Consider the following 18,577-nt stretch of genomic DNA (forward strand, 5'->3'; position numbering starts at 1 on the left):
AGAAAAAACAAAAAAGTTTTCTTGTAGTTTGAGAGTTGTGAATTAAAGTACAGTTACTTTTAAGTAAGGGGGCTAAGTGAATGAAACAAGCAATAGCAAAATTAGGGTATGTCGCATTACAGTCTTCGAATGTGGAAGCATCATTGCATTTTTTCCAAGATGTTATCGGCCTTGAGCTAACAGAACAGATTGGAGATACGTATTATTTACGGGCGTGGGGAGACTTCCAACACCATACACTGTCCATTGCGCCAGGTGAAGCAGGTCAAGTAACCCATATCGGTTTCCGTACAAAGCGCAAAGAGGATGTTGCTTTATTTGCGGATCAATTAGGCGGAAAAGGATATGAAATTGAGCATATCGCTGCTTGGACAACACCGGGAATCGGTGAAGCAATCCGTTTTACAGCACCATCTGGACATCGATTAGAACTTTACTATGATATTGAAAAACCGGTTGTGGAAGAAAGCCGTCGCTCTGTCCTGAAAAACCAAACGTATAAATCATACAACAAGGGCGCTTCTCCTCGACGTCTTGACCACGTTAATATTCATACGGATGCGGATTCAAGTATCACTTATAAATTCTTCACGGAAGAACTTGGTTTCCGGATCAATGAATGCGTTGAAACAGAAGAAGGGGATATTTTAGCCGGTTGGATGAGTGTAACACCATTGGTACATGATGTCGCTTTAGTATCTCATGAAAAACTTGAAACAACAGCGCGATTCCACCACATTTCTTACTGGCAAGACAACTCAGGTGATTTGCTGCGTGCAGCGGATATTTGCAAAGAGCACGGGCTGCAAATTATTGGACCTGGTAAACATAGCATTTCACAGGCAATTTACTTATATGTAATCGATCCTGGAAGCGGTTGCAGAGTGGAACTGTTTACAGGCGGCTACTTAATTTTCGAGCCGGACTGGGAAACAATTGTATGGCGTCCCGAAGAACGTGCATTCGGAAACACATACTGGGGGGACAGCATTACAGGCAATCCGCTAATTGTCCCAACAATTGATGCAACAGGTATTAAAGAAAAGAAAGCAATTCCAGCATTAGAAGTATAGGAGGATGAAAAATGACAGTAGCAAATGAAGTGACAATCAAATCAGGTCAAGTGAAAACAGGTAAATATACATCGTTTGTCCATGAAGCAGGTTCAAAGACAAATGAAACGATTCTATTTTTACACGGTTCAGGTCCTGGAGTAACATCAATCGCCAACTGGAGTTATGCATTAAATGACTGTGGAAATGATTTTCACTGTTTAGCACCTGATCTATACGGCTTTGCGGATAGTGATCATCCGGATGAACCGCTAAAAAACCGTCAATTATGGATGGATTGCTGGGTAGAGCAATTAATTGAGCTGCTAGATTACTATGAAATCGAAAAAGCCCATGTAGTAGGGAACTCGTTAGGCTGTTCCATTGCGCTGGAACTGTTGCTTGAATATCCTGAACGTTTTGACCGCGTTGTATTAATGGGTCCAGGCGGCACACCTAATACGAAGCTTAGCTTAGAATTGGCTCGCGCAAAATCATTCTATGACAATCCTTCTAAAAAACGCCTACAGCAAATTATGGGCTGGTTCGTTTACGATAAAGACGCGATGCAGCCAGTTATTGACGGTTTAACAGATGCACGCTATGCCAATGCGATGCGTGAAGAAGTGAAGCGCTCAAATAACTCGATTTTCTCAACGGCAGCTGTACCGATTCCAGTCGTAGCATTGAACCGCATTAACCATGAGATTTTATTAATTCATGGTCAAAACGATAAAGTATGCTCAATCGAATCAAGCTATTATTTAGCAGAACATATTCCGAATGCACAATTGCATGTATTCCCTCAATGCGGTCACTGGACACAAATCGAGAAGAAAGAGTCGTTCAATTATTTAATTCAACAATTCTTCAACCGTAAAATTTAAGTCTTTCTGAGTGTTTTCCGCTGAATGATAATAAAGCGCTTACAAAATGAAGTGGAAGTGATTTAAAAATGTTAAATGAACAAGCAGATATCGTCATAGTAGGTGCCGGAAATGCCGCGTTATGCGCGGCCATTTCGGCAGCAGAACATGGCGCAAAAGTAACGGTACTGGAAATTTCCTCTGAAGAAGAAAAGGGTGGCAATACGACATACACGCACGGATCAATTCGCTTTGCTTTTAAAGATGGTGAAGTGGTTAGGCAATTGCTGCCGGATATGACGGATGAGGAATTTGCGATGACGGATTTCGGCAGCTATCCAAGCGAACAGTTTTTTGATGACGTATGCACAATGTCGAATTTTCGTACAGATTACGATTTAACATCGGTCATGACCGACAAGAGCTTTGAAACGATGCAATGGTTACTCAATCACAATATTAAATTCATCCCGATCTATGGTCGGCAGGCATATAAAATAGACGGAAAATTCAAATTTTGGGGCAACATGGTCATCGAAGCAGTCGGCGGCGGAAAAGGCTTAGTTGATGCGTTACATAATGAAGCCAATCGTTTAGGTATTACAATCCATTACAATACGGCGGCTGTTGATCTCGTCACGGAGCAGCGCAAAGTAAATGGGATTATCGTCCGTCATACCGGTGAGGAACGCCAAATTGACTGTCAGGCGGTCGTGCTGGCAAGCGGCGGCTTCCATGCAAATGTGGAAATGCGAACAAAATATTTAGGACCTGGTTGGGATACGGTTCATACGCGCGGCTGTAAATATAACGTGGGAGACGGCTTACGCATGGCAATGCAGCTCGGGGCCCGTACTACAGGAAACTGGTCTGGTGCACACGCAGTTGGAGGCGACCGTTATTTGCCGGACTATAAGGAAGGCTTCCAGAAACTAAGCTATCCGTTCGGCATCCTCGTGAATAATGTAGGCAAGCGCTTTATAGATGAAGGCTCCGATTTCCGGAATTATACGTATGCCAAGCTGGGACGTGAAATATTAAAGCAGCCAGGGCAGTGTGCATGGCAAATTTTCGATGCAAAAACAAAACCTTTCCTGCGAGAAGAATATGAAGGGCGTCACGTTTCGAAAGTGTCCGCCCCTACGTTGGAGCAATTAGCCGAAAAGATGGACGGCATCAATAAAGATCATTTCCTGCAGGAAGTTCATGCATTTAATGCAGCAGTCAACCGTGATGCGGCATTCAACCCGAATATATTGGACGGCAAAGCAACAATTGGGTTGGACGTTCCGAAATCCAATTGGGCAAACCCGATTGAAGAAGGTCCTTTTGAAGCGTATGCCATCGGGTGCGGAATTACATTTACTTACGGTGGTTTGAAAATCTCGAAAAAAGCGGAAGTCATTCATAATGATTTCACAACAATAGATGGTTTGTATGCAGCGGGTGAAATTGTCGGTGGTTTGTATTACGACAATTATCCGGGTGGTGCGGGTTTAACTTCCGGTGCGGTATTTGGCCGCATTGCAGGTGAACAGGCCGCAAAATATAGCCGAAGAAAAATTACGATTTAAGGGAGGAAATTTTATGACAATTATAGAGCGCAAAGTAAAAACAGGCGATTACGAAACATTTATTATGGAGGGCGGCATCGGAAATAAAGATGCGGTTATTTTAATCCACGGATCTGGCCCTGGAGCAAATGGTAAAGCGAACTGGCAATTTGTCATCGATGAATATGCGGAAGATTTCCATGTAGTTGCCCTTGATCTATTCGGTTTCGGCAACACGGACCATCCGGAAGTATATCCGGAAAACGGTGTGCAATGGATGTCGGTACGCGTTAAGCAAGTACTCGATTTAATGGATGCGTTGAACATTGAAAAAGCAAATCTGATCGGGAACTCTTTAGGCGGCGTTGTAGCAACATATTTGAACATGGCTGCTCCAGAGCGCTTCAATAAAATTGTTCTGATGGGTGCAGGTGTCTCGTTGTCACAGCCAACACCGGAACTGTCAAAACTGGCAAACTTCCATTTAGACCCGACAAAAGAAAACTTGCGCAACTTACTGAGCTGGTTCGTCTATGACCTGGATCGTATGCAGGACTTTGTGGAACAAGTAGTAGAGGCACGTTGGGAAGCATTCCAACGTCCGGAGATCCAACGTTCATACCGTGAAAACTTTACACGTTCAACAATGATAGAATTCCAAATTCCGCAAACGGCACTGGAGCGTATGCAAAATGAATTTTTATTAATCCATGGTTACCACGATCGTTTCGTGCCAGTACAAAGCAGCCTTTATGCGCTGGAACATTTACCAAATGCAGATTTGCACATCTTAAAAAGATGTGGTCACTGGGCAATGATCGAACAGCGTGAAGAATTTTTACACGCGACAAAGCACTTTTTCACAAAGGATAAAAAAGAAGTACATTCTTAAACATAATAGGGGGCTATATCATGGGAGAAACAGTAGTAAGTACATTATCTGTAAGCGAAATGCTTGTTGAGAACGCTCGCCAGCTCATTCCAAAATTACGTGAAGCAACATTGGAAATCGATAAAAACAGCCAAATTCCAGATGAAATCATTCAGGAAATGCGTGAAAAAGGATTATTGAAGGTTTTACGACCAAAAATCTTCGGTGGACATGAAACAAGCATGCAAAATTACTTTGATGTCGTAACTGAAATCAGCCGCGGAAATCCGTCTGCCGGATGGTTCACAGCGTTAAGCAATATTCGCGATTACATGATTTCCTATGTATATGGCGAAAAAGCGCTAGCAGAAATTTTTGGGCCAAACCGTGATAATGATGTGATTTTAGCAGGGAACTTTAAACCGATCCGTATCGATATTGAAAAAGTTGACGGGGGTTACTTCATTAAAGACGCACAGTGGCCGTTCGTATCGGGTGCTCCGTACGCTGACTGGTTCTACTGTGGCGCACCGGTTGACGATGGCAATGGTGGAATTGAAATGGCGATTTTAATCGTGCCTCGTGAAGATGTAACAGTTTTGGATGACTGGGATGTAGTCGGATTAAAAGGGTCAGGCAGTAACAGTATTGTCATTAAGGAAGTGTTTGTCCCGGATCACCGCATTTCATTAGACCGCTTAGCACAGCAGCGTCATTATATGATCGATGAATTAAAGGACAATCCGTTATACCGCACACCATTCGTACCGTCACTGACATTATCGATTGCAGCGCCGGTATTAGGTACTGCTCTTGGCGGATTCGATGTCCATATGGAACGAGTGAATAAAGCCGGAATCGGCAATACATTCTACAACAAAATGTCGGATGCACCACTAACACATTTACAGATAGCAGAAATCGATATGAAATTGGAGTGCGCAAGGTCATTATTCGAAAATGCGATTGAAATTTTAGACGAATATTCAACGAGCGGCAAAGAATTTACGCAAAAAGTGAGTATTCGTATTAAGGCACAGTACGGCTATGCCAACCAATTATGTAAGGAAGCCTATGATTTGATGCTGGCAGGAGCAGGTTCGGTATTTGCTTACAATAATAACGTATTCCAGGCATTTTACCGTGACTTTATTACGATGCATTTACATGCATTCATTACACCGTCAAGCTTGCTTGAAACACATGGACGTTTAATGGTGGATCTAGAGCCAAACACATATTTCGCATAGATAAATAATCAAAAAGGGGAATGCACTATGACAAATCCGGAAATTTCAAAACTTGGCCACTTTGGTTTAGTAAGTACAGATTTAGAAAAATCACTTTGGTTTTTTAAAGAAGTAATTGGACTTGAAGAAACAGAAGAAGCAGACGGTGTTCACTATTTACGTGCATGGGGTGACTTCGAGCACCATACATTAACACTTCGCGCTGGTGAAGAGTCTCGCCTTGATCATATTGCATGGCGTACAAAGCGTCCGGAAGATGTAGATGCTTTTGCGGAAAACCTGCAAAAAGAAGGAATCGAAATCAACTGGGTAGAGGAAGGCACGGAAAAAGGTCAAGGAAAAGCATTCCGCTTCCAGCTGCCTAGTAAACATACATTCGAAATTTATTTTGATATGGAAAAAACATTGGCTGCACCGGAAACACGCTCTGTATTAAAAAATCAGACGCATAAATCATGGAATAGAGGTGTATCGCCGCGCCGTATTGACCATGTGAATCTATTAAGCTCTATCCCTGCAAATGAATTTTCAGATTTTATGATACAACATTTAGGCTTTAACTTACGTGAATATGTGGAAGCACCGGACGGCAGCTATTTAGGTGCATGGTTAAGTGTAACACCACTCGTACACGACATCGCATTCAGCTTTGATCCGCATTCAGCTTCTACACATGAAGTACACCATATTTCATACTGGTTGGATAATGCACAGGATTTATTGCGCGCAGCGGATATTTTAAAGGAAAACGGTATTGAGTTTAAAGGTCCAGGAAAACACGGTATTTCACAGGCAATGTACATTTATGCAATTGACCCTGGCAGTGGCGTACGTCTGGAAATCTTCACAAACGGTTACTTAATTTTCGAGCCGGATTGGGAGCCAATTCGTTGGACACTAGATGAGATGAGCTTAGGTTTCACTTATTGGGGCGATCAAATGGACAATAACCCTGAAAATAACCCGACAATTAAAGCGTAAAAATGTTTCGCGGTAGAGCGGATAGTTTACGAAGTGAAAATATAATCTGCAAAGAGGAGGCTTCATTATGATGGATGATCGTTTATTTAGAAATGCGATGGGTAAGTTTGCGACAGGTGTTACCGTCATTACAACAGAGCACGATAAACAAGAGCATGGGATGACAGCGAATGCATTCATGTCTGTTTCTTTAGAGCCGAAGCTAGTTGTGATTTCAATCGGTGAAAAAGCGCGCTGCCTGCCAAAAATTAAAGAGAGCGGCATCTTCGGTGTCAATATTTTAGCTGAAGATCAACAAGATTATTCAATGGTTTTTGCCGGTCAAAAGAAAGATGAAGTAGTAGAGGTAACTTTCGAGCGTTTAGCAGGTGTACCGGTTTTACAAGGTGCCATTGCACAGATCAGCTGTGATGTTGTATCGGAGTACGTTGAAGGCGATCATACATTGTTCATCGGTAAAGTACGGGATATTAAGCTGGATGATTCGAAAGAGCCGTTACTATTCTATGCGGGCAAATACCGTTCATTAGAAACAATTACTGTATAACAGGAGGATTCAAATTGGATATTCAACAAGCTGCTAATGCATTATTAACTGCTGAACGTTCGAAACAGCCAATTGAACCTTTTACGTCGTCAACTGATATTTCAGTTGACGACGCTTATCATATTCAGCTGTTACAAATTAAAGAGAAATTGAAGGAAGCTGAACTGGTAGGCATGAAGGTTGGATTGACGAGCGAAGTCATGCAAAAGATGTTCAATGTAGACACGCCTGATTTCGGGCACATTTTAAGCACGATGGTTTATGAAAATAACAGTACAATTTCGAAATCGCAGTTTATTCAACCGAAAGTAGAATTCGAAATTGCTTTTTTATTAAAAGAAGATTTAAAGGGCCCGAATGTGACAGTCGAACAAGTATTACAGGCAACAAAAGCGATTGCACCGGCAATTGAAATTATCGATAGTCGCATTATGGACTGGAAATTTAAATTTGAGGATACGGTTGCAGATAACGGTTCATCTGCCGGCGCAATTATTGGTACACCATCTGATTTACCATCTTTTGAAGAACTCGCGAACATTCCGATTGTCGTGAAGAAAAATGGTGAAGTGATCGATCAAGGTGTAAGCAATGCGGTAATGGGGAACCCGGCGAAAGCGATTGCCTGGCTTGCCAATATGTTGAGTGAATATGATATTTCACTGAAAGCGGGTCAATTCATTTTAGCGGGTGCGATTACAGCGGCAGTATTTTTCGATGCAAATGACGAGTTTGAAATTGATTTCGGTAATTATGGACAGTTGAAAGTACAGTTTACAGATTGAGGATTGAGGTGAGCAAATTGACGAAGTTAAAAGTAGGTATCATCGGTTCAGGGAATATCGGGACGGATTTAATGTATAAAATTGAGCGTTGTGATGCACTGGAGATGGCGGTCATGGTAGGTATTGATCCGCAGTCGGAAGGTTTGGCACGTGCACGTGACCGTGGCTATATTGCAATCGAAAATGGTATTGAAGGGTTTAAATCACAGTTAGATCAAGTAGATATCGTTTTTGATGCGACGAGTGCCTATGCTCACAGAGAGAATTACGAGGTTATTAAAGCTGCAGGTAAAAAGATGATTGATTTAACACCGGCAGCAATCGGGCCGTTCACTGTCCCGCCGGTGAATTTAAGTGAGCATTTTGAAAAAGACAATGTCAACATGGTAACTTGCGGTGGACAGGCGACGATTCCGATTGTGGCAGCAATCTCACGTGTTGTACCTGTTGACTATGCAGAAATCGTTGCAACGGTTGCAAGTAAAAGTGCGGGCCCAGGTACACGTGCGAATATTGATGAATTTACACGGACAACGGCAAATGCAATTGAAGTAGTCGGCGGTGCGAAAAAAGGGAAAGCAATTATCATTTTAAACCCGGCAGAACCGCCTATTATGATGCGTGATACAGTGCATGCGCTCGTAGCGGAGACAGGGAAAGAAGATGGAATTCGCGCTTCTATTAAAGAGATGATTGAGGAAGTAAAAACATACGTCCCGGGTTACCGTCTATGTGGTGAACCGATTTTTGAAGGTAATAAAGTATCAGTTTTATTAGAAGTGGAAGGGATTGGCGATTTCTTCCCGCCTTATTCAGGAAATTTGGACATAATGACGGCAGCTGCTGCACGTGTAGCAAATGAATTAGCCAAAAATCTAATAGCGCAAGGAGCGGTTGTGCGATGAGGGACATTCATATTTTAGACGTATCGTTACGAGACGGCAGTCACTCCATGAAGCATCAATATTCCGAGCAACAAGTACGTGACATTGCGAGAGGATTAAATCAGGCGGGTGTTGAGTATTTTGAAGTTGCACATGGTGATGGCTTAGGCGGATCGAGCTTGCAGTACGGTCTGTCTGCTGTGGACGAGCTGAAGTTAATCGAAGCCGCAGCCGCTGAATGTACCGATTCAAAAGTAGCTGTCTTACTTATTCCCGGCATCGGAATTAAGGTTGATTTAAAAAATGCCGTGAATGCAGGCGCAAAAATGGCACGTGTTGCAACACATGTGACAGAAGCTGATATTTCAGCACAGCATATCGCCTATAGCCGTGAATTGGGACTGAAAACTGCCGGATTTTTGATGATGGCACATATGGCTCCGACAAGCGTCATTGTCGAGCAGGCTAAATTATTTGAAAGCTACGGTGCAGAAATCGTGTATGTGACAGATTCTGCAGGTTACCTTTTACCAGATCAAGTGACGGAACGCATTCGGGCATTAAAAGAAAATATCACCTGTGAAATCGGATTCCATGCACATAATAATATGTCACTGGCGATGGCGAACTCTTTAGCGGCAATTGAAGCGGGCGCTACTTATATTGACGGCTCATTACGTGCATTAGGGGCAGGCAGCGGCAATACGCAAACCGAAGTATTAGTTGCGGTATTACAACGGATGGGCATTCAAACAGGTGTTGATCTGTACAATATTATCGATGTCGCAAATGACATCGTCGCACCTATTTTACCGCGTCCTCAGGAAATTTCAGGTTCGAGCTTAATTATGGGTTATGCAGGGGTGTATTCTAGCTTCTTACTCCATACAGAAAAAGCTTCCAAACAATTCGGTGTTGATGAGCGAGATATTTTAGTTGAGCTGGGACGCCGTAAAACAGTCGGCGGACAGGAAGATTTAATTTACGAAGTGGCACAGAGTTTGCGGAAATAATAAGAAGCTGTGTTCACAATACATTTATATATGAAACAAACCGATAATTTTTGAATGCTACCTTAATATATATGAGGTAGCTTTTTATTCATCTAATATTTTTAAATACTTACTATAGATAGAGAAGGTGAGCGCATGAAGATTTGTGGGAAATACCGCGCAAAATTTGCAGACGGTCCAATCTGGCATCAGGCATACGGTGTGATTTGGCTTGATATTGCGAATAAAAAAATCATCACATTCAATCCGGAAACGGAAAAAGAAGATGTGTATGATGCAATGGGATGGATTCAATCAATTATCCCAACTACAGATGGTCAGTTTATTGGAGTTTATAAAGACGGCCTCTATTTTATCAATTTTAAATTAGGTCTGAAAAAACCGTTTGTTTTGCCGCCCGATCTGTCTGAAATACATTTTTTAAATGACTCTAAATGTGGACCGGATGGACGACTATGGGTAGGCTCTACAGATGGTTTTTTTAAGAAATTTAAAGAAACACCGCAAACTGCATTCTCCAATTATCCATTCGAAAATGCAAAGTTAATGTCCATTGATGCAGAAGGCAAAATTCAGACACATTTATCAAAAGTAGCGATATCAAATGGTTTGGAGTGGGATCGCAAAACAAATAAATTTTATCATATCGATTCGTCGAAACATGCAATCTTTCAATATGAATTATCAGAAAATGGACAGCTGCTATTTGAAAAGATTGTTTATACTTTCAAAATGGACGAAGGGTATCCTGCGGGCATGACGATCGATAGTGAAGGCAATTTATATGTAACTTTATTTAAAAGCGGTCTTATGGCAAAAACGAGTAAGGAACAAACCCGTGTTGTATGTATTAGTCCACAGGAACAGCAGATTAAAGAAGAATTCATCATTCCTGTTTCCCATGTCACTTCCTGCACAATCGGCGGAAAAAATTTGAATCACTTATATGTGACAACAGCCTATGAAGCATTGCCGGAAGCGCGAGTTAAAGAGGAACCGCTAGCAGGCTATTTACTGCAGTTTCCGATAAAAACGACAGGTGTATTACCGTATGAGTTTATGCTGGCGAACAGCGGTAGTGATTCTTGAAATTCAGTAATTTTTTACTAAAAGTTAGATTTTTCTGAATAAAAGTTTCCTAGATATCAAAAAGTACATTTTGTAACATTGAAAACAATAACAACCTTAAACAGGTTACTCATATCCATCATTTTGAGGGGGAATTGCAGTGGCACCAGAAATCGCTAAATTAGGACATGTTGCCTTAGTGTCAACAGATTTGGAAAAGTCATTAGTTTTCTTTAAAGAGGTTATTGGATTGGAAGAAACAACAAAAATTGATGGTGTTCACTATTTGCGTGCCTACAGTGATTTTCAGCACCATACATTGAGCATTGAAGCCGGTGAAAGTGCTCACGTCAAACATATCGGCTGGCGTACAAAAACAGCTGAATGTGTTCAAGGCTTCAAAGAACTTTTAGACGAGCAAGGAATAGACGTTCAGGAATATCCAAAAGGCACAACACCAGGCATTGGTGATTCGATCCGTTTTCAATTACCTAGCGGTCATACATTTGAACTCTATTATGACGTTGAAAAATCAAAAGCTGGATCGGATAATGCTTCGATTCTGAAAAACCAAGTATATAAATCTTGGAACAAAGGTATTTCACCACGGCGATTTGATCATGTAAATATTCATACGACGACAGATGTAGATGAATCCTATGCATTTTTAACAGAAGTGCTCGGCTTCAATATGCGTGAATATTTACGTGGCGATGACGGCATTTTGGCAGGGTGGATGAGTGTGACACCCCTTGTACATGATGTGGCGATGATAAAAAAGGAAACGCTTCCAACACCGGCCCGTCTCCACCATATCTCATACTGGCTGGATGATACACAGGATATTATACGTGCTGCAGATATTTTAAAAGAAAACAATCTGCCATTTATCGGGCCAGGTAAACACGGTGTATCTCAGGCCATCTATTTATATGTTATGGATCCTGGAAGTGGTTGCCGTGTGGAATTATTCTCGGGCGGTTACTTAATTTTCGAACCGGATTGGGAACCGGTTGAGTGGACATTGGAAGAACGTGCCTTAAGTAATACATATTGGGGCGACAGTGTGCAGGATAAGGAATTAAATAATATTACGATTGAAGCAAGGTAGGAACCTAAGTAAACCACTAAATTACGACATTTTAGAAAGGTTGTGAAGAAGCATGAAAACAATTATCGTAAACGAAAAAAATCTACCGATTGTCCAGCAAAATAGCGAACCGGCAGTAATGGCATTAGGATTTTTTGATGGTGTGCATAAAGGTCATCAGCAAGTGATTTTAGCAGCGAGAAAAAAAGCCCAGAAAAAAGGCTTGAAATTGGCTGTGATGAGTTTTTTCCCCCATCCGAAAACGGTCTTTTCAAATGAAGAAGTAGACTATTTAATGCCTATGGAGAAAAAGGCCGAACGCTTTCAGTCATTAGGTGTCGATTTGTTCTATATTGTGGATTTTACGAAATCGTTTGCTGCTCTTCAGCCGAAGCAATTTGTCCAGCAATATTTAGTGGGGCTACAAGTGCAGTATGCTGTAGCGGGATTTGACTATACGTACGGAGCTAAAGGAGCCGGTACGATTGCTACAATCCAGTCAGACAGCGACTGGAAAATTAAAGTTGATGTTGTGAAGCGTTTTGCCATTTCAGGTAAAAAGGTGAGCTCGACATGTATTCGTGAAAAGCTGAAACGGGGCTATGTCGAGGAAGTAACGGCGTTATTAGGAAAGCCGTATAGCGTTCAATACTCGATGAAATACGGGTTGCACGACTACTATACACTTCCTCAATGCGGAGAATACTATGTCACGATTTTAGCCGGCAAGAGGGCAATCTCGCAAAAAGTTTATGTGAAAAATACCAAGGATATTATTTTCTACCATGATTTAAATATTGAAGATTGTTCGATTTATTTCCATCAACGCGCAACCCAAAAATACCAAGAAATTAGTTGAGAGGCTGGTTAAACTTGAAAAAAACAGAGATGTTTCAACAGTTATTAGCAGGTAAAGACACATTTATATTGCCGGGCGCCTTTGATGCAATGACTGCCCGCATTATTGAAGAAACGGGATTTAAGGCCATTTATGCGACAGGTGCCGGTATTTCAAATGCACAGCTTGGCTGGGCGGATGTCGGACTGACGACTTTAACGGAAATTGCCCAGGTCGTTTCCTGGATGAGTGAAGTGACAACGATCCCGATTGTTGTTGATGCCGATACAGGTTTTGGTAATGCCATCAATATGCAGCGAACGGTAAAGGTACTGGAAAAAGCGGGTGCGGCTGCTTTGCAAATTGAAGACCAAGTAATGCCGAAAAAATGCGGTCATTTCAACGGTAAAGAAGTGATTTCACAAGATGAAATGGTCGGAAAAATTAAAGCTGCTCTTGATGCACGTACCGATGATCAGTTAGCGATCATTGCCCGTACAGATGCATTAGGTGTCCTTGGTTTCGATGAGGCGATTGAACGAGCAAATGCTTATAAAGAGGCAGGTGCACATGCAATTTTTGTGGAAGCGCCAACTAATTATGAGCAATTGTCGCGTATTACAAAAGAGGTACCAGGAATCCCGCATATTATCAACCTTGTGGAAGGTGGTAAAACGCCTTTAGTATCGCGTCAAGAAGCGCAAAATTTAGGCTTCCAGATTATGCTATGTGCAAATTCGGCTTTACGCGGTGCGATCAAAGGTGCTACGGATGCCATGCAGATTTTAATGCGTGATGAAAGCCAGGAAAACATTCATGATGTCATTTGTACATGGGAACAGCGCCAGGAATTATTTAAGTTAAAAGAAATTCAACAACTGGAAAAACAATATTCTTAATATTCGGAAAGATGGTGTGGATATGAGCGGAGTGGACTATGATTTAGTCATTGTTGGTTGTGGTGCAGCAGGAACAGCGTCTGCATTAGCTGCAGCTGAACGAGCGAAGGAAGAAAATGAAAATTTAACGATTGCCATTTTAGAGCGTGCACCTTTTGAACAGCGCGGTGGAAATACACGCTGGACGGCTGCTTATATGCGTATGGAAAATATCGATAAGCCGGCAGATGGTCTTGTTGAGGATATGGTCTCATTTTCAGATTCATTCATGGATCGTGCCTATGCCGAAACATTACGTGATGAAGCAGGAGAAACATTACGTTGGGTGGAGTCGAAAGGTGTTGAATTTGACTATTTGCCGACGATGTTTTTGACAGCATCAAGACCCCGCCTGTTACCAATTGGCGGAGGACGCGCGATTATTGATGCACTCACTTTACGCGCACGTGCATTAGGGGTAGAAATCATTTATGAAACTACAGCATGGGATTTAACGCTTGATGATGAAGGAGCGGTCAATGGCATTAAAGTACGTATGGCTGACGGATCATCAATCGTTCTGAAAACAAATGCGGTCATTTTAGGTGCGGGCGGTTTCCAAGGAAATAAGGAAATGATGGCACAGTATATCGGCAGGGATGCACATAAAATTCCCCCTGTATCTGAAGGTGGCCTGTTTAACAAAGGCGAGGCAATTCGTATGGCACTAAAAATCGGGGCTGCCGGAAAAGGGCAGTTTGATGCTTTCCATGCCGAAACAGTTGACCCGCGCAGTAAACGCGAAGAAGCGGGCGTTATGTTGTTCCCGTATGCCATTCTCGTGAATAAGCAGGGAAAACGCTTTACGGATGAAGGGGTTACGACTATTGATGAGCAGTATGAGGAAGTGGCACGTAAAATCTTTTACCAATGCGAAGACCACATCGCCTACATGATTACCGACCAAAAGATGTACAACATCCCGAATTATGAAGAGGCGCTGCAAACCGATATCCCGGCAATCGTCGGAGAAACGATTGAAGATATCGCAAATCAAATCGGCGTTAATGCCGAAAATTTAAAGCACACAATCGATGAATTCAATGCAGCATGTCCAACAGGTGAATTTATTTATAACCGGGTCGATGGCCTTGCAACAACTGATTTGGAATTAAATAAATCGAACTGGTCCATCCCAATTAACGAAGGTCCGTTTATAGCGTATCCGATTATTTGCTGCAACGTATTTACAAATGGCGGATTAGCGACAGATTTAAATGGACGTGTCGTAACAGGTGATGAAGTAGCGATTCCGGGCCTTTATGCTGTAGGCGAAACTTCAGGTGTGTATTACGGCAAATATCCGGGCGGTACATCGGTGCTGCGCTGTTTAGTATTCGGTCGCCGTGCAGGGCATGATGCGGTGCGTTATATTGCGGAAAAGGAAAAGTCTTATCAATAGGAGGCTCATATGGAATTACTAGGTAAAGTAGCGCTTGTGACAGGCGGAGGCCGGGGCATCGGCAAAGAATCAGCCTTATTATTAGCTTCAAAAGGTGCGAAAGTTGCTGTTTGCGCGCGTAATGAACAAGAGTGTGCAGAAGTGCAGCAGCGGATAGAAACAAAATATAATGTCCCTTCAATCGGAATTAAATGTGATGTTTCTGATTATGCACAAGTCCAGGAAGCTGTGGCTGTTGTCTCGAAGGAGCTTGGACCGATCGATATATTGATCAATAATGCAGGGGCGATGGCATTGAAGCCATTTACGGAAACAACTCCCGATGAATGGATTAAAATGCACGACATAAATGTCCATGGACCGTACTACTTCTGCTTTGAAACGGTTCCGTCGATGATTGAAAGACGTACAGGAGCGATCATAAATATTTCTTCCATCTGGGGAACAAAAGGCGGCCCAAACCGCAGTGCCTATATTTCTTCCAAACATGCGGTAATCGGGTTTTCAAAAGCATTGGGTGAAGAATTAAAACCATACGGGATACGCGTGAACGCTGTTTGCCCGGGGCCGGTTGATACACAAATGACCAATGAACTTGGAGCGAACTTGAATAAAGACGGCTGGTTGGATGCCATTGATATTGCCAATGTCATCGTCGACCTTGTACTCCCAAAAAGCAGAGCGATTACTGCCACTTCAGTAGAAGCTTTCGGATTTGGTGCACCAGTAGGTTTAGCTAAATAACAATGAAAAGGGGATATTAAAATGACAGAATTAACATATTCATTCCGACAAAACACAGTTACTTTAGATTTAGCAAAGAAGATGTTAGAAAAGGCAGAGGAAAAAGGGAAAGAGCTAGGCATGAAGTTCGCGATTTCAATCGTTGATAAAGCCGGGAATTTAAAAGCATTTTCAGCTATGGACGGCGCACCGGTATTGGCTCTGGAAATCTCACAAAATAAAGCATTTTCAGCGGCAGCGTATAATCGTGCTACACATGAATGGTACGACCGTTTAAAAGATGATCCGCCACTAATGGAAGGTCTTGTTCATACGAATCGCCTCGTTATTTTCGGAGGAGGTTATCCAATTCAATTAGATGGTGAATGCATCGGAGGAATCGGTGTAAGCGGCGGTCACTATACACATGATATGCAAGTTTGTGAAGCCGCTCTTGAACTGTTGGCCGAAACAGTTAAGGAGGCGTAGTACGCATGGGCCGTGACCATCTTATAATCGTTGGTGCGGGTATGGCGGGACTTTGCGCGGCAGTGGAGGCTTCTGCTGCTGGCGCAAAGGTCATTGTCCTGGAAAAACAAGCTGAAATTGGCGGCAGTTCTTTATTAAGCGGCTGTTTTATGGCATTTGCCGAGACGGATTTTCAGAAGAAGCTCGGAATTGAAGATACAACAGAAAGCTTAATGGAGGATTTTCTCGCTGTAGGTCATTATAAAAACAAACGTATACTCATTGAGGCGTACGGTAAACATCAGCTTGCTACATACAACTGGCTTGTCGAACAGGGAGTCCAATTCCAGACATGCCAAGCTGTAAGCGGACATTCCAACCCGCGCGGACATACAATCATTCCTAGCCAGGCGATTGGCCAATTACGTGCAAATGCTGAAGCAAACGGCGTAGTGATAAAAACGAATGCACCCGTTGTACGTTTACTAAAAGACAGTGGGCAAGTTTTTGGTGTTGTATACGAAGAGAACGGTGAGCAGGTCGAACTTACTACGGATTACGGTGTCCTGTTAACAGCGGGCGGCTTTTCTCAAAGTGAAGAGCTGCTGGCACAGTTTGCTCCGCAGTTAGCGAACACTGTACGTCTCGGTGGTGCCGGTAATAAAGGTGACGGGATTAAACTAGCTGCTTCGGCAGGTGCATGGCTGGAAGACTTTACTTATTTGAAGGGCACATACGGCTTTCATCCAACATCGACAAATGCTAAAAAGCGGCAGGCCCATACGTTTTATAAAGGCGGCATCATTGTTAATGAACTAGGAAAGCGTTTCGTGAATGAATCGATTTCATATAAGCTGCTTGGTGATGCAGCATTACAACAACCGAATTGCCGGAGCTATCAAGTATGGGATCAGACGGTCATGGACAAAAGTGTCGCAAATGATGCACTTTATGATTTTGACTTACTTTACAGAGAAGGTTTAATTGAAAGCTTTGACACAATTAATCAGTTAGCAGAGAAAGTAGATCTACCAGTAGAAGCATTAAAGCAAACGATTTCTTCTTATAATACGGATGTGAAAAAAGGGCAGGATACAGCATTTGGCCGCACATCGCTCACACATAAATTCGGTACACCATCGGCAATCGAAACAGCTCCGTTTTATGTAATGGAAACAGCAACAGCGATGCTTGCTACGTATGCAGGTGTTCAAGTCGATGAACAGACGCATGTACTCGATCCATTCGGAGAGCCAATCAAAGGTTTATTTGCTGCAGGCGAAATGGTTGGAGGTTTCCACGGAGCAGGTTATATGACGGGAAGCTCGTTAGGAAAAGCTGCAATATTTGGTCGCATAGCTGCAAGAACAGCAATACAAGCAAACAAGCAGGAGGTACTTAAATGAAAATTTGGCACCAAAGCTTAACATCAATTGAAGATATTCCGGAATATCGCGATGCGGTCATTCAGCATATTTTAAAAATTGCGCGTCCAGATGTAGATGTCGTCCTTCACGGCATGACGAATGATACGTACCCTGAAAATTACCCCGGTCACTATATTACTTATAACTATTTGCAAAGCTTGCATAAGGAGCAGTTCATCCGCAATGCATTAATCGCGGAAAAAGCGGGTTATGATGCGGTGTTTATTGGAACAATTCCGGACGTCGGCTTAATTGAGGCCCGTGCACTTGTTGATATCCCGGTCATCGGGTATGGGCAAGCTTCAATGCATATGGCGTCAATGCTTGGATCCAAAATTGGAATCGTTAATTTCCTGGCGCCGTTAGCCGATCAGCTGCGTTTCAATGCTCAGCAATACGGGCTGGCGCAAAAGCTTGGACCGATCGTACAGGCGGATATCGGTTTTTACGATATTATGGAGGGCTATAAAAACCCTCAGCCAATCATCGATAAATTTATTGCAGCTGCTGAAATAGCAATAGCGCAAGGTGCCGATATCATTATTCCGGGAGAAGGGCCAATGAATATCTTCCTGGCAACCCACCATATTCACCATGTTGGCAATGTACCGATTATCGATTCATTTGGCACAGGAATTAAAATGTGTGAATCACTTGTCGATCTGCAGAAGGTAAGCGGAATGACGATGACACGTGTCGGTTATTACAACGAAAAACCACCAACAGAGATTGTGGAAAAGTTAAGAGGTTATTATAACTTGAAACAAACAGCAGCCGATATGGATTTCGGGCTATCCGTTCGCGCTACGGCGTCTGTATAA

The 18,577-nt window shown here is 42.6% G+C and carries 19 protein-coding genes; all 19 read left to right on the top strand.

The features are described 5' to 3' along the window. Positions 1-80: 80 nt before the first annotated feature. Positions 81-1,073, top strand: a complete 993-nt coding sequence (locus ACQKN3_RS11940; protein ID WP_427711698.1) for a VOC family protein — start codon at positions 81-83, stop codon at positions 1,071-1,073. A gap of 11 nt (positions 1,074-1,084) precedes the next feature. Then, positions 1,085-1,939 (top strand): alpha/beta fold hydrolase, encoded by an 855-nt coding sequence (locus tag ACQKN3_RS11945; protein WP_427711700.1) that lies wholly within the window; start codon positions 1,085-1,087, stop codon positions 1,937-1,939. Between the two features lie 68 nt (positions 1,940-2,007). Further along, positions 2,008-3,492 carry an FAD-dependent tricarballylate dehydrogenase TcuA gene (tcuA, locus tag ACQKN3_RS11950; protein ID WP_427711702.1) on the top strand — a complete coding sequence of 495 codons (1,485 nt, stop codon included), beginning with the start codon at positions 2,008-2,010 and terminating at the stop codon, positions 3,490-3,492. Between the two features lie 13 nt (positions 3,493-3,505). After that, the gene (locus tag ACQKN3_RS11955; RefSeq protein ID WP_427711704.1) at positions 3,506-4,363 is read left to right on the top strand and encodes an alpha/beta fold hydrolase; all 858 of its coding nucleotides are present in this window, start codon (positions 3,506-3,508) and stop codon (positions 4,361-4,363) included. 20 nt (positions 4,364-4,383) lie between these two features. Beyond that, positions 4,384-5,592 carry an acyl-CoA dehydrogenase family protein gene (locus ACQKN3_RS11960; RefSeq protein WP_251690478.1) on the top strand — a complete coding sequence of 403 codons (1,209 nt, stop codon included), beginning with the start codon at positions 4,384-4,386 and terminating at the stop codon, positions 5,590-5,592. A gap of 27 nt (positions 5,593-5,619) precedes the next feature. Continuing rightward, on the top strand, positions 5,620-6,573 hold the full coding sequence (locus tag ACQKN3_RS11965) for a VOC family protein (RefSeq protein ID WP_251690479.1): 954 nt from the start codon (positions 5,620-5,622) through the stop codon (positions 6,571-6,573). A gap of 70 nt (positions 6,574-6,643) precedes the next feature. Further along, a complete protein-coding gene (locus ACQKN3_RS11970) occupies positions 6,644-7,120 on the top strand; it encodes a flavin reductase family protein (protein WP_179946262.1) in 477 nt (158 codons plus the stop codon). Between the two features lie 14 nt (positions 7,121-7,134). Next, the gene (locus ACQKN3_RS11975; protein WP_251690480.1) at positions 7,135-7,905 is read left to right on the top strand and encodes a 2-keto-4-pentenoate hydratase; all 771 of its coding nucleotides are present in this window, start codon (positions 7,135-7,137) and stop codon (positions 7,903-7,905) included. Between the two features lie 17 nt (positions 7,906-7,922). Beyond that, positions 7,923-8,810: an acetaldehyde dehydrogenase (acetylating) gene (locus ACQKN3_RS11980; RefSeq protein WP_427711707.1), complete on the top strand. Its 888-nt coding sequence runs from the start codon at positions 7,923-7,925 to the stop codon at positions 8,808-8,810. Continuing rightward, positions 8,807-9,802, top strand: coding sequence for a 4-hydroxy-2-oxovalerate aldolase (gene dmpG, locus ACQKN3_RS11985; RefSeq protein WP_427711709.1), 996 nt, complete (start codon positions 8,807-8,809; stop codon positions 9,800-9,802). Before ACQKN3_RS11980 ends, dmpG begins: the two co-directional genes overlap by 4 nt. A gap of 135 nt (positions 9,803-9,937) precedes the next feature. Beyond that, entirely contained in the window at positions 9,938-10,891 is a 954-nt protein-coding gene (locus ACQKN3_RS11990; protein ID WP_427711711.1) for an SMP-30/gluconolactonase/LRE family protein, read from the top strand. Positions 10,892-11,030: 139 nt separating this feature from the next. Continuing rightward, positions 11,031-11,981, top strand: a complete 951-nt coding sequence (locus ACQKN3_RS11995; protein ID WP_427711713.1) for a VOC family protein — start codon at positions 11,031-11,033, stop codon at positions 11,979-11,981. Between the two features lie 52 nt (positions 11,982-12,033). Further along, positions 12,034-12,819, top strand: coding sequence for an FAD synthetase family protein (locus ACQKN3_RS12000; protein ID WP_427711715.1), 786 nt, complete (start codon positions 12,034-12,036; stop codon positions 12,817-12,819). A 14-nt stretch (positions 12,820-12,833) separates the two neighbouring features. Further along, positions 12,834-13,697: an isocitrate lyase/PEP mutase family protein gene (locus ACQKN3_RS12005; protein ID WP_251690489.1), complete on the top strand. Its 864-nt coding sequence runs from the start codon at positions 12,834-12,836 to the stop codon at positions 13,695-13,697. A 22-nt stretch (positions 13,698-13,719) separates the two neighbouring features. Then, positions 13,720-15,138, top strand: a complete 1,419-nt coding sequence (locus ACQKN3_RS12010; protein WP_427711717.1) for an FAD-dependent oxidoreductase — start codon at positions 13,720-13,722, stop codon at positions 15,136-15,138. A 9-nt stretch (positions 15,139-15,147) separates the two neighbouring features. Then, positions 15,148-15,882: an SDR family NAD(P)-dependent oxidoreductase gene (locus tag ACQKN3_RS12015; RefSeq protein ID WP_427711719.1), complete on the top strand. Its 735-nt coding sequence runs from the start codon at positions 15,148-15,150 to the stop codon at positions 15,880-15,882. A gap of 21 nt (positions 15,883-15,903) precedes the next feature. Further along, positions 15,904-16,350 (top strand): GlcG/HbpS family heme-binding protein, encoded by a 447-nt coding sequence (locus ACQKN3_RS12020; protein ID WP_251690492.1) that lies wholly within the window; start codon positions 15,904-15,906, stop codon positions 16,348-16,350. Between the two features lie 5 nt (positions 16,351-16,355). Further along, positions 16,356-17,735 (top strand): FAD-dependent oxidoreductase, encoded by a 1,380-nt coding sequence (locus ACQKN3_RS12025; RefSeq protein ID WP_427711721.1) that lies wholly within the window; start codon positions 16,356-16,358, stop codon positions 17,733-17,735. After that, on the top strand, positions 17,732-18,577 hold the full coding sequence (locus tag ACQKN3_RS12030) for an aspartate/glutamate racemase family protein (protein WP_427711723.1): 846 nt from the start codon (positions 17,732-17,734) through the stop codon (positions 18,575-18,577). The genes ACQKN3_RS12025 and ACQKN3_RS12030 overlap by 4 nt, the downstream gene beginning before the upstream one ends.

Source organism: Solibacillus sp. NPDC093137 (assembly GCF_050280445.1).
GTDB lineage: Bacteria > Bacillota > Bacilli > Bacillales_A > Planococcaceae > Solibacillus > Solibacillus isronensis_B.

What these genes read in the sequence shown, in the direction of transcription:
- ACQKN3_RS12015 (WP_427711719.1), top strand. Translation starts at nt 15,148, where the DNA reads ATGGAATTACTAGGTAAAGTAGCGCTTGTGACAGGCGGAGGCCGGGGC.
- ACQKN3_RS11955 (WP_427711704.1), top strand. Translation starts at nt 3,506, where the DNA reads ATGACAATTATAGAGCGCAAAGTAAAAACAGGCGATTACGAAACATTT.
- ACQKN3_RS11960 (WP_251690478.1), top strand. Translation starts at nt 4,384, where the DNA reads ATGGGAGAAACAGTAGTAAGTACATTATCTGTAAGCGAAATGCTTGTT.
- ACQKN3_RS12020 (WP_251690492.1), top strand. Translation starts at nt 15,904, where the DNA reads ATGACAGAATTAACATATTCATTCCGACAAAACACAGTTACTTTAGAT.
- ACQKN3_RS11965 (WP_251690479.1), top strand. Translation starts at nt 5,620, where the DNA reads ATGACAAATCCGGAAATTTCAAAACTTGGCCACTTTGGTTTAGTAAGT.
- ACQKN3_RS12030 (WP_427711723.1), top strand. Translation starts at nt 17,732, where the DNA reads ATGAAAATTTGGCACCAAAGCTTAACATCAATTGAAGATATTCCGGAA.
- ACQKN3_RS11990 (WP_427711711.1), top strand. Translation starts at nt 9,938, where the DNA reads ATGAAGATTTGTGGGAAATACCGCGCAAAATTTGCAGACGGTCCAATC.
- ACQKN3_RS11940 (WP_427711698.1), top strand. Translation starts at nt 81, where the DNA reads ATGAAACAAGCAATAGCAAAATTAGGGTATGTCGCATTACAGTCTTCG.
- ACQKN3_RS11970 (WP_179946262.1), top strand. Translation starts at nt 6,644, where the DNA reads ATGGATGATCGTTTATTTAGAAATGCGATGGGTAAGTTTGCGACAGGT.
- ACQKN3_RS12010 (WP_427711717.1), top strand. Translation starts at nt 13,720, where the DNA reads ATGAGCGGAGTGGACTATGATTTAGTCATTGTTGGTTGTGGTGCAGCA.
- ACQKN3_RS12000 (WP_427711715.1), top strand. Translation starts at nt 12,034, where the DNA reads ATGAAAACAATTATCGTAAACGAAAAAAATCTACCGATTGTCCAGCAA.
- tcuA (WP_427711702.1), top strand. Translation starts at nt 2,008, where the DNA reads ATGTTAAATGAACAAGCAGATATCGTCATAGTAGGTGCCGGAAATGCC.
- ACQKN3_RS12025 (WP_427711721.1), top strand. Translation starts at nt 16,356, where the DNA reads ATGGGCCGTGACCATCTTATAATCGTTGGTGCGGGTATGGCGGGACTT.
- ACQKN3_RS11945 (WP_427711700.1), top strand. Translation starts at nt 1,085, where the DNA reads ATGACAGTAGCAAATGAAGTGACAATCAAATCAGGTCAAGTGAAAACA.
- dmpG (WP_427711709.1), top strand. Translation starts at nt 8,807, where the DNA reads ATGAGGGACATTCATATTTTAGACGTATCGTTACGAGACGGCAGTCAC.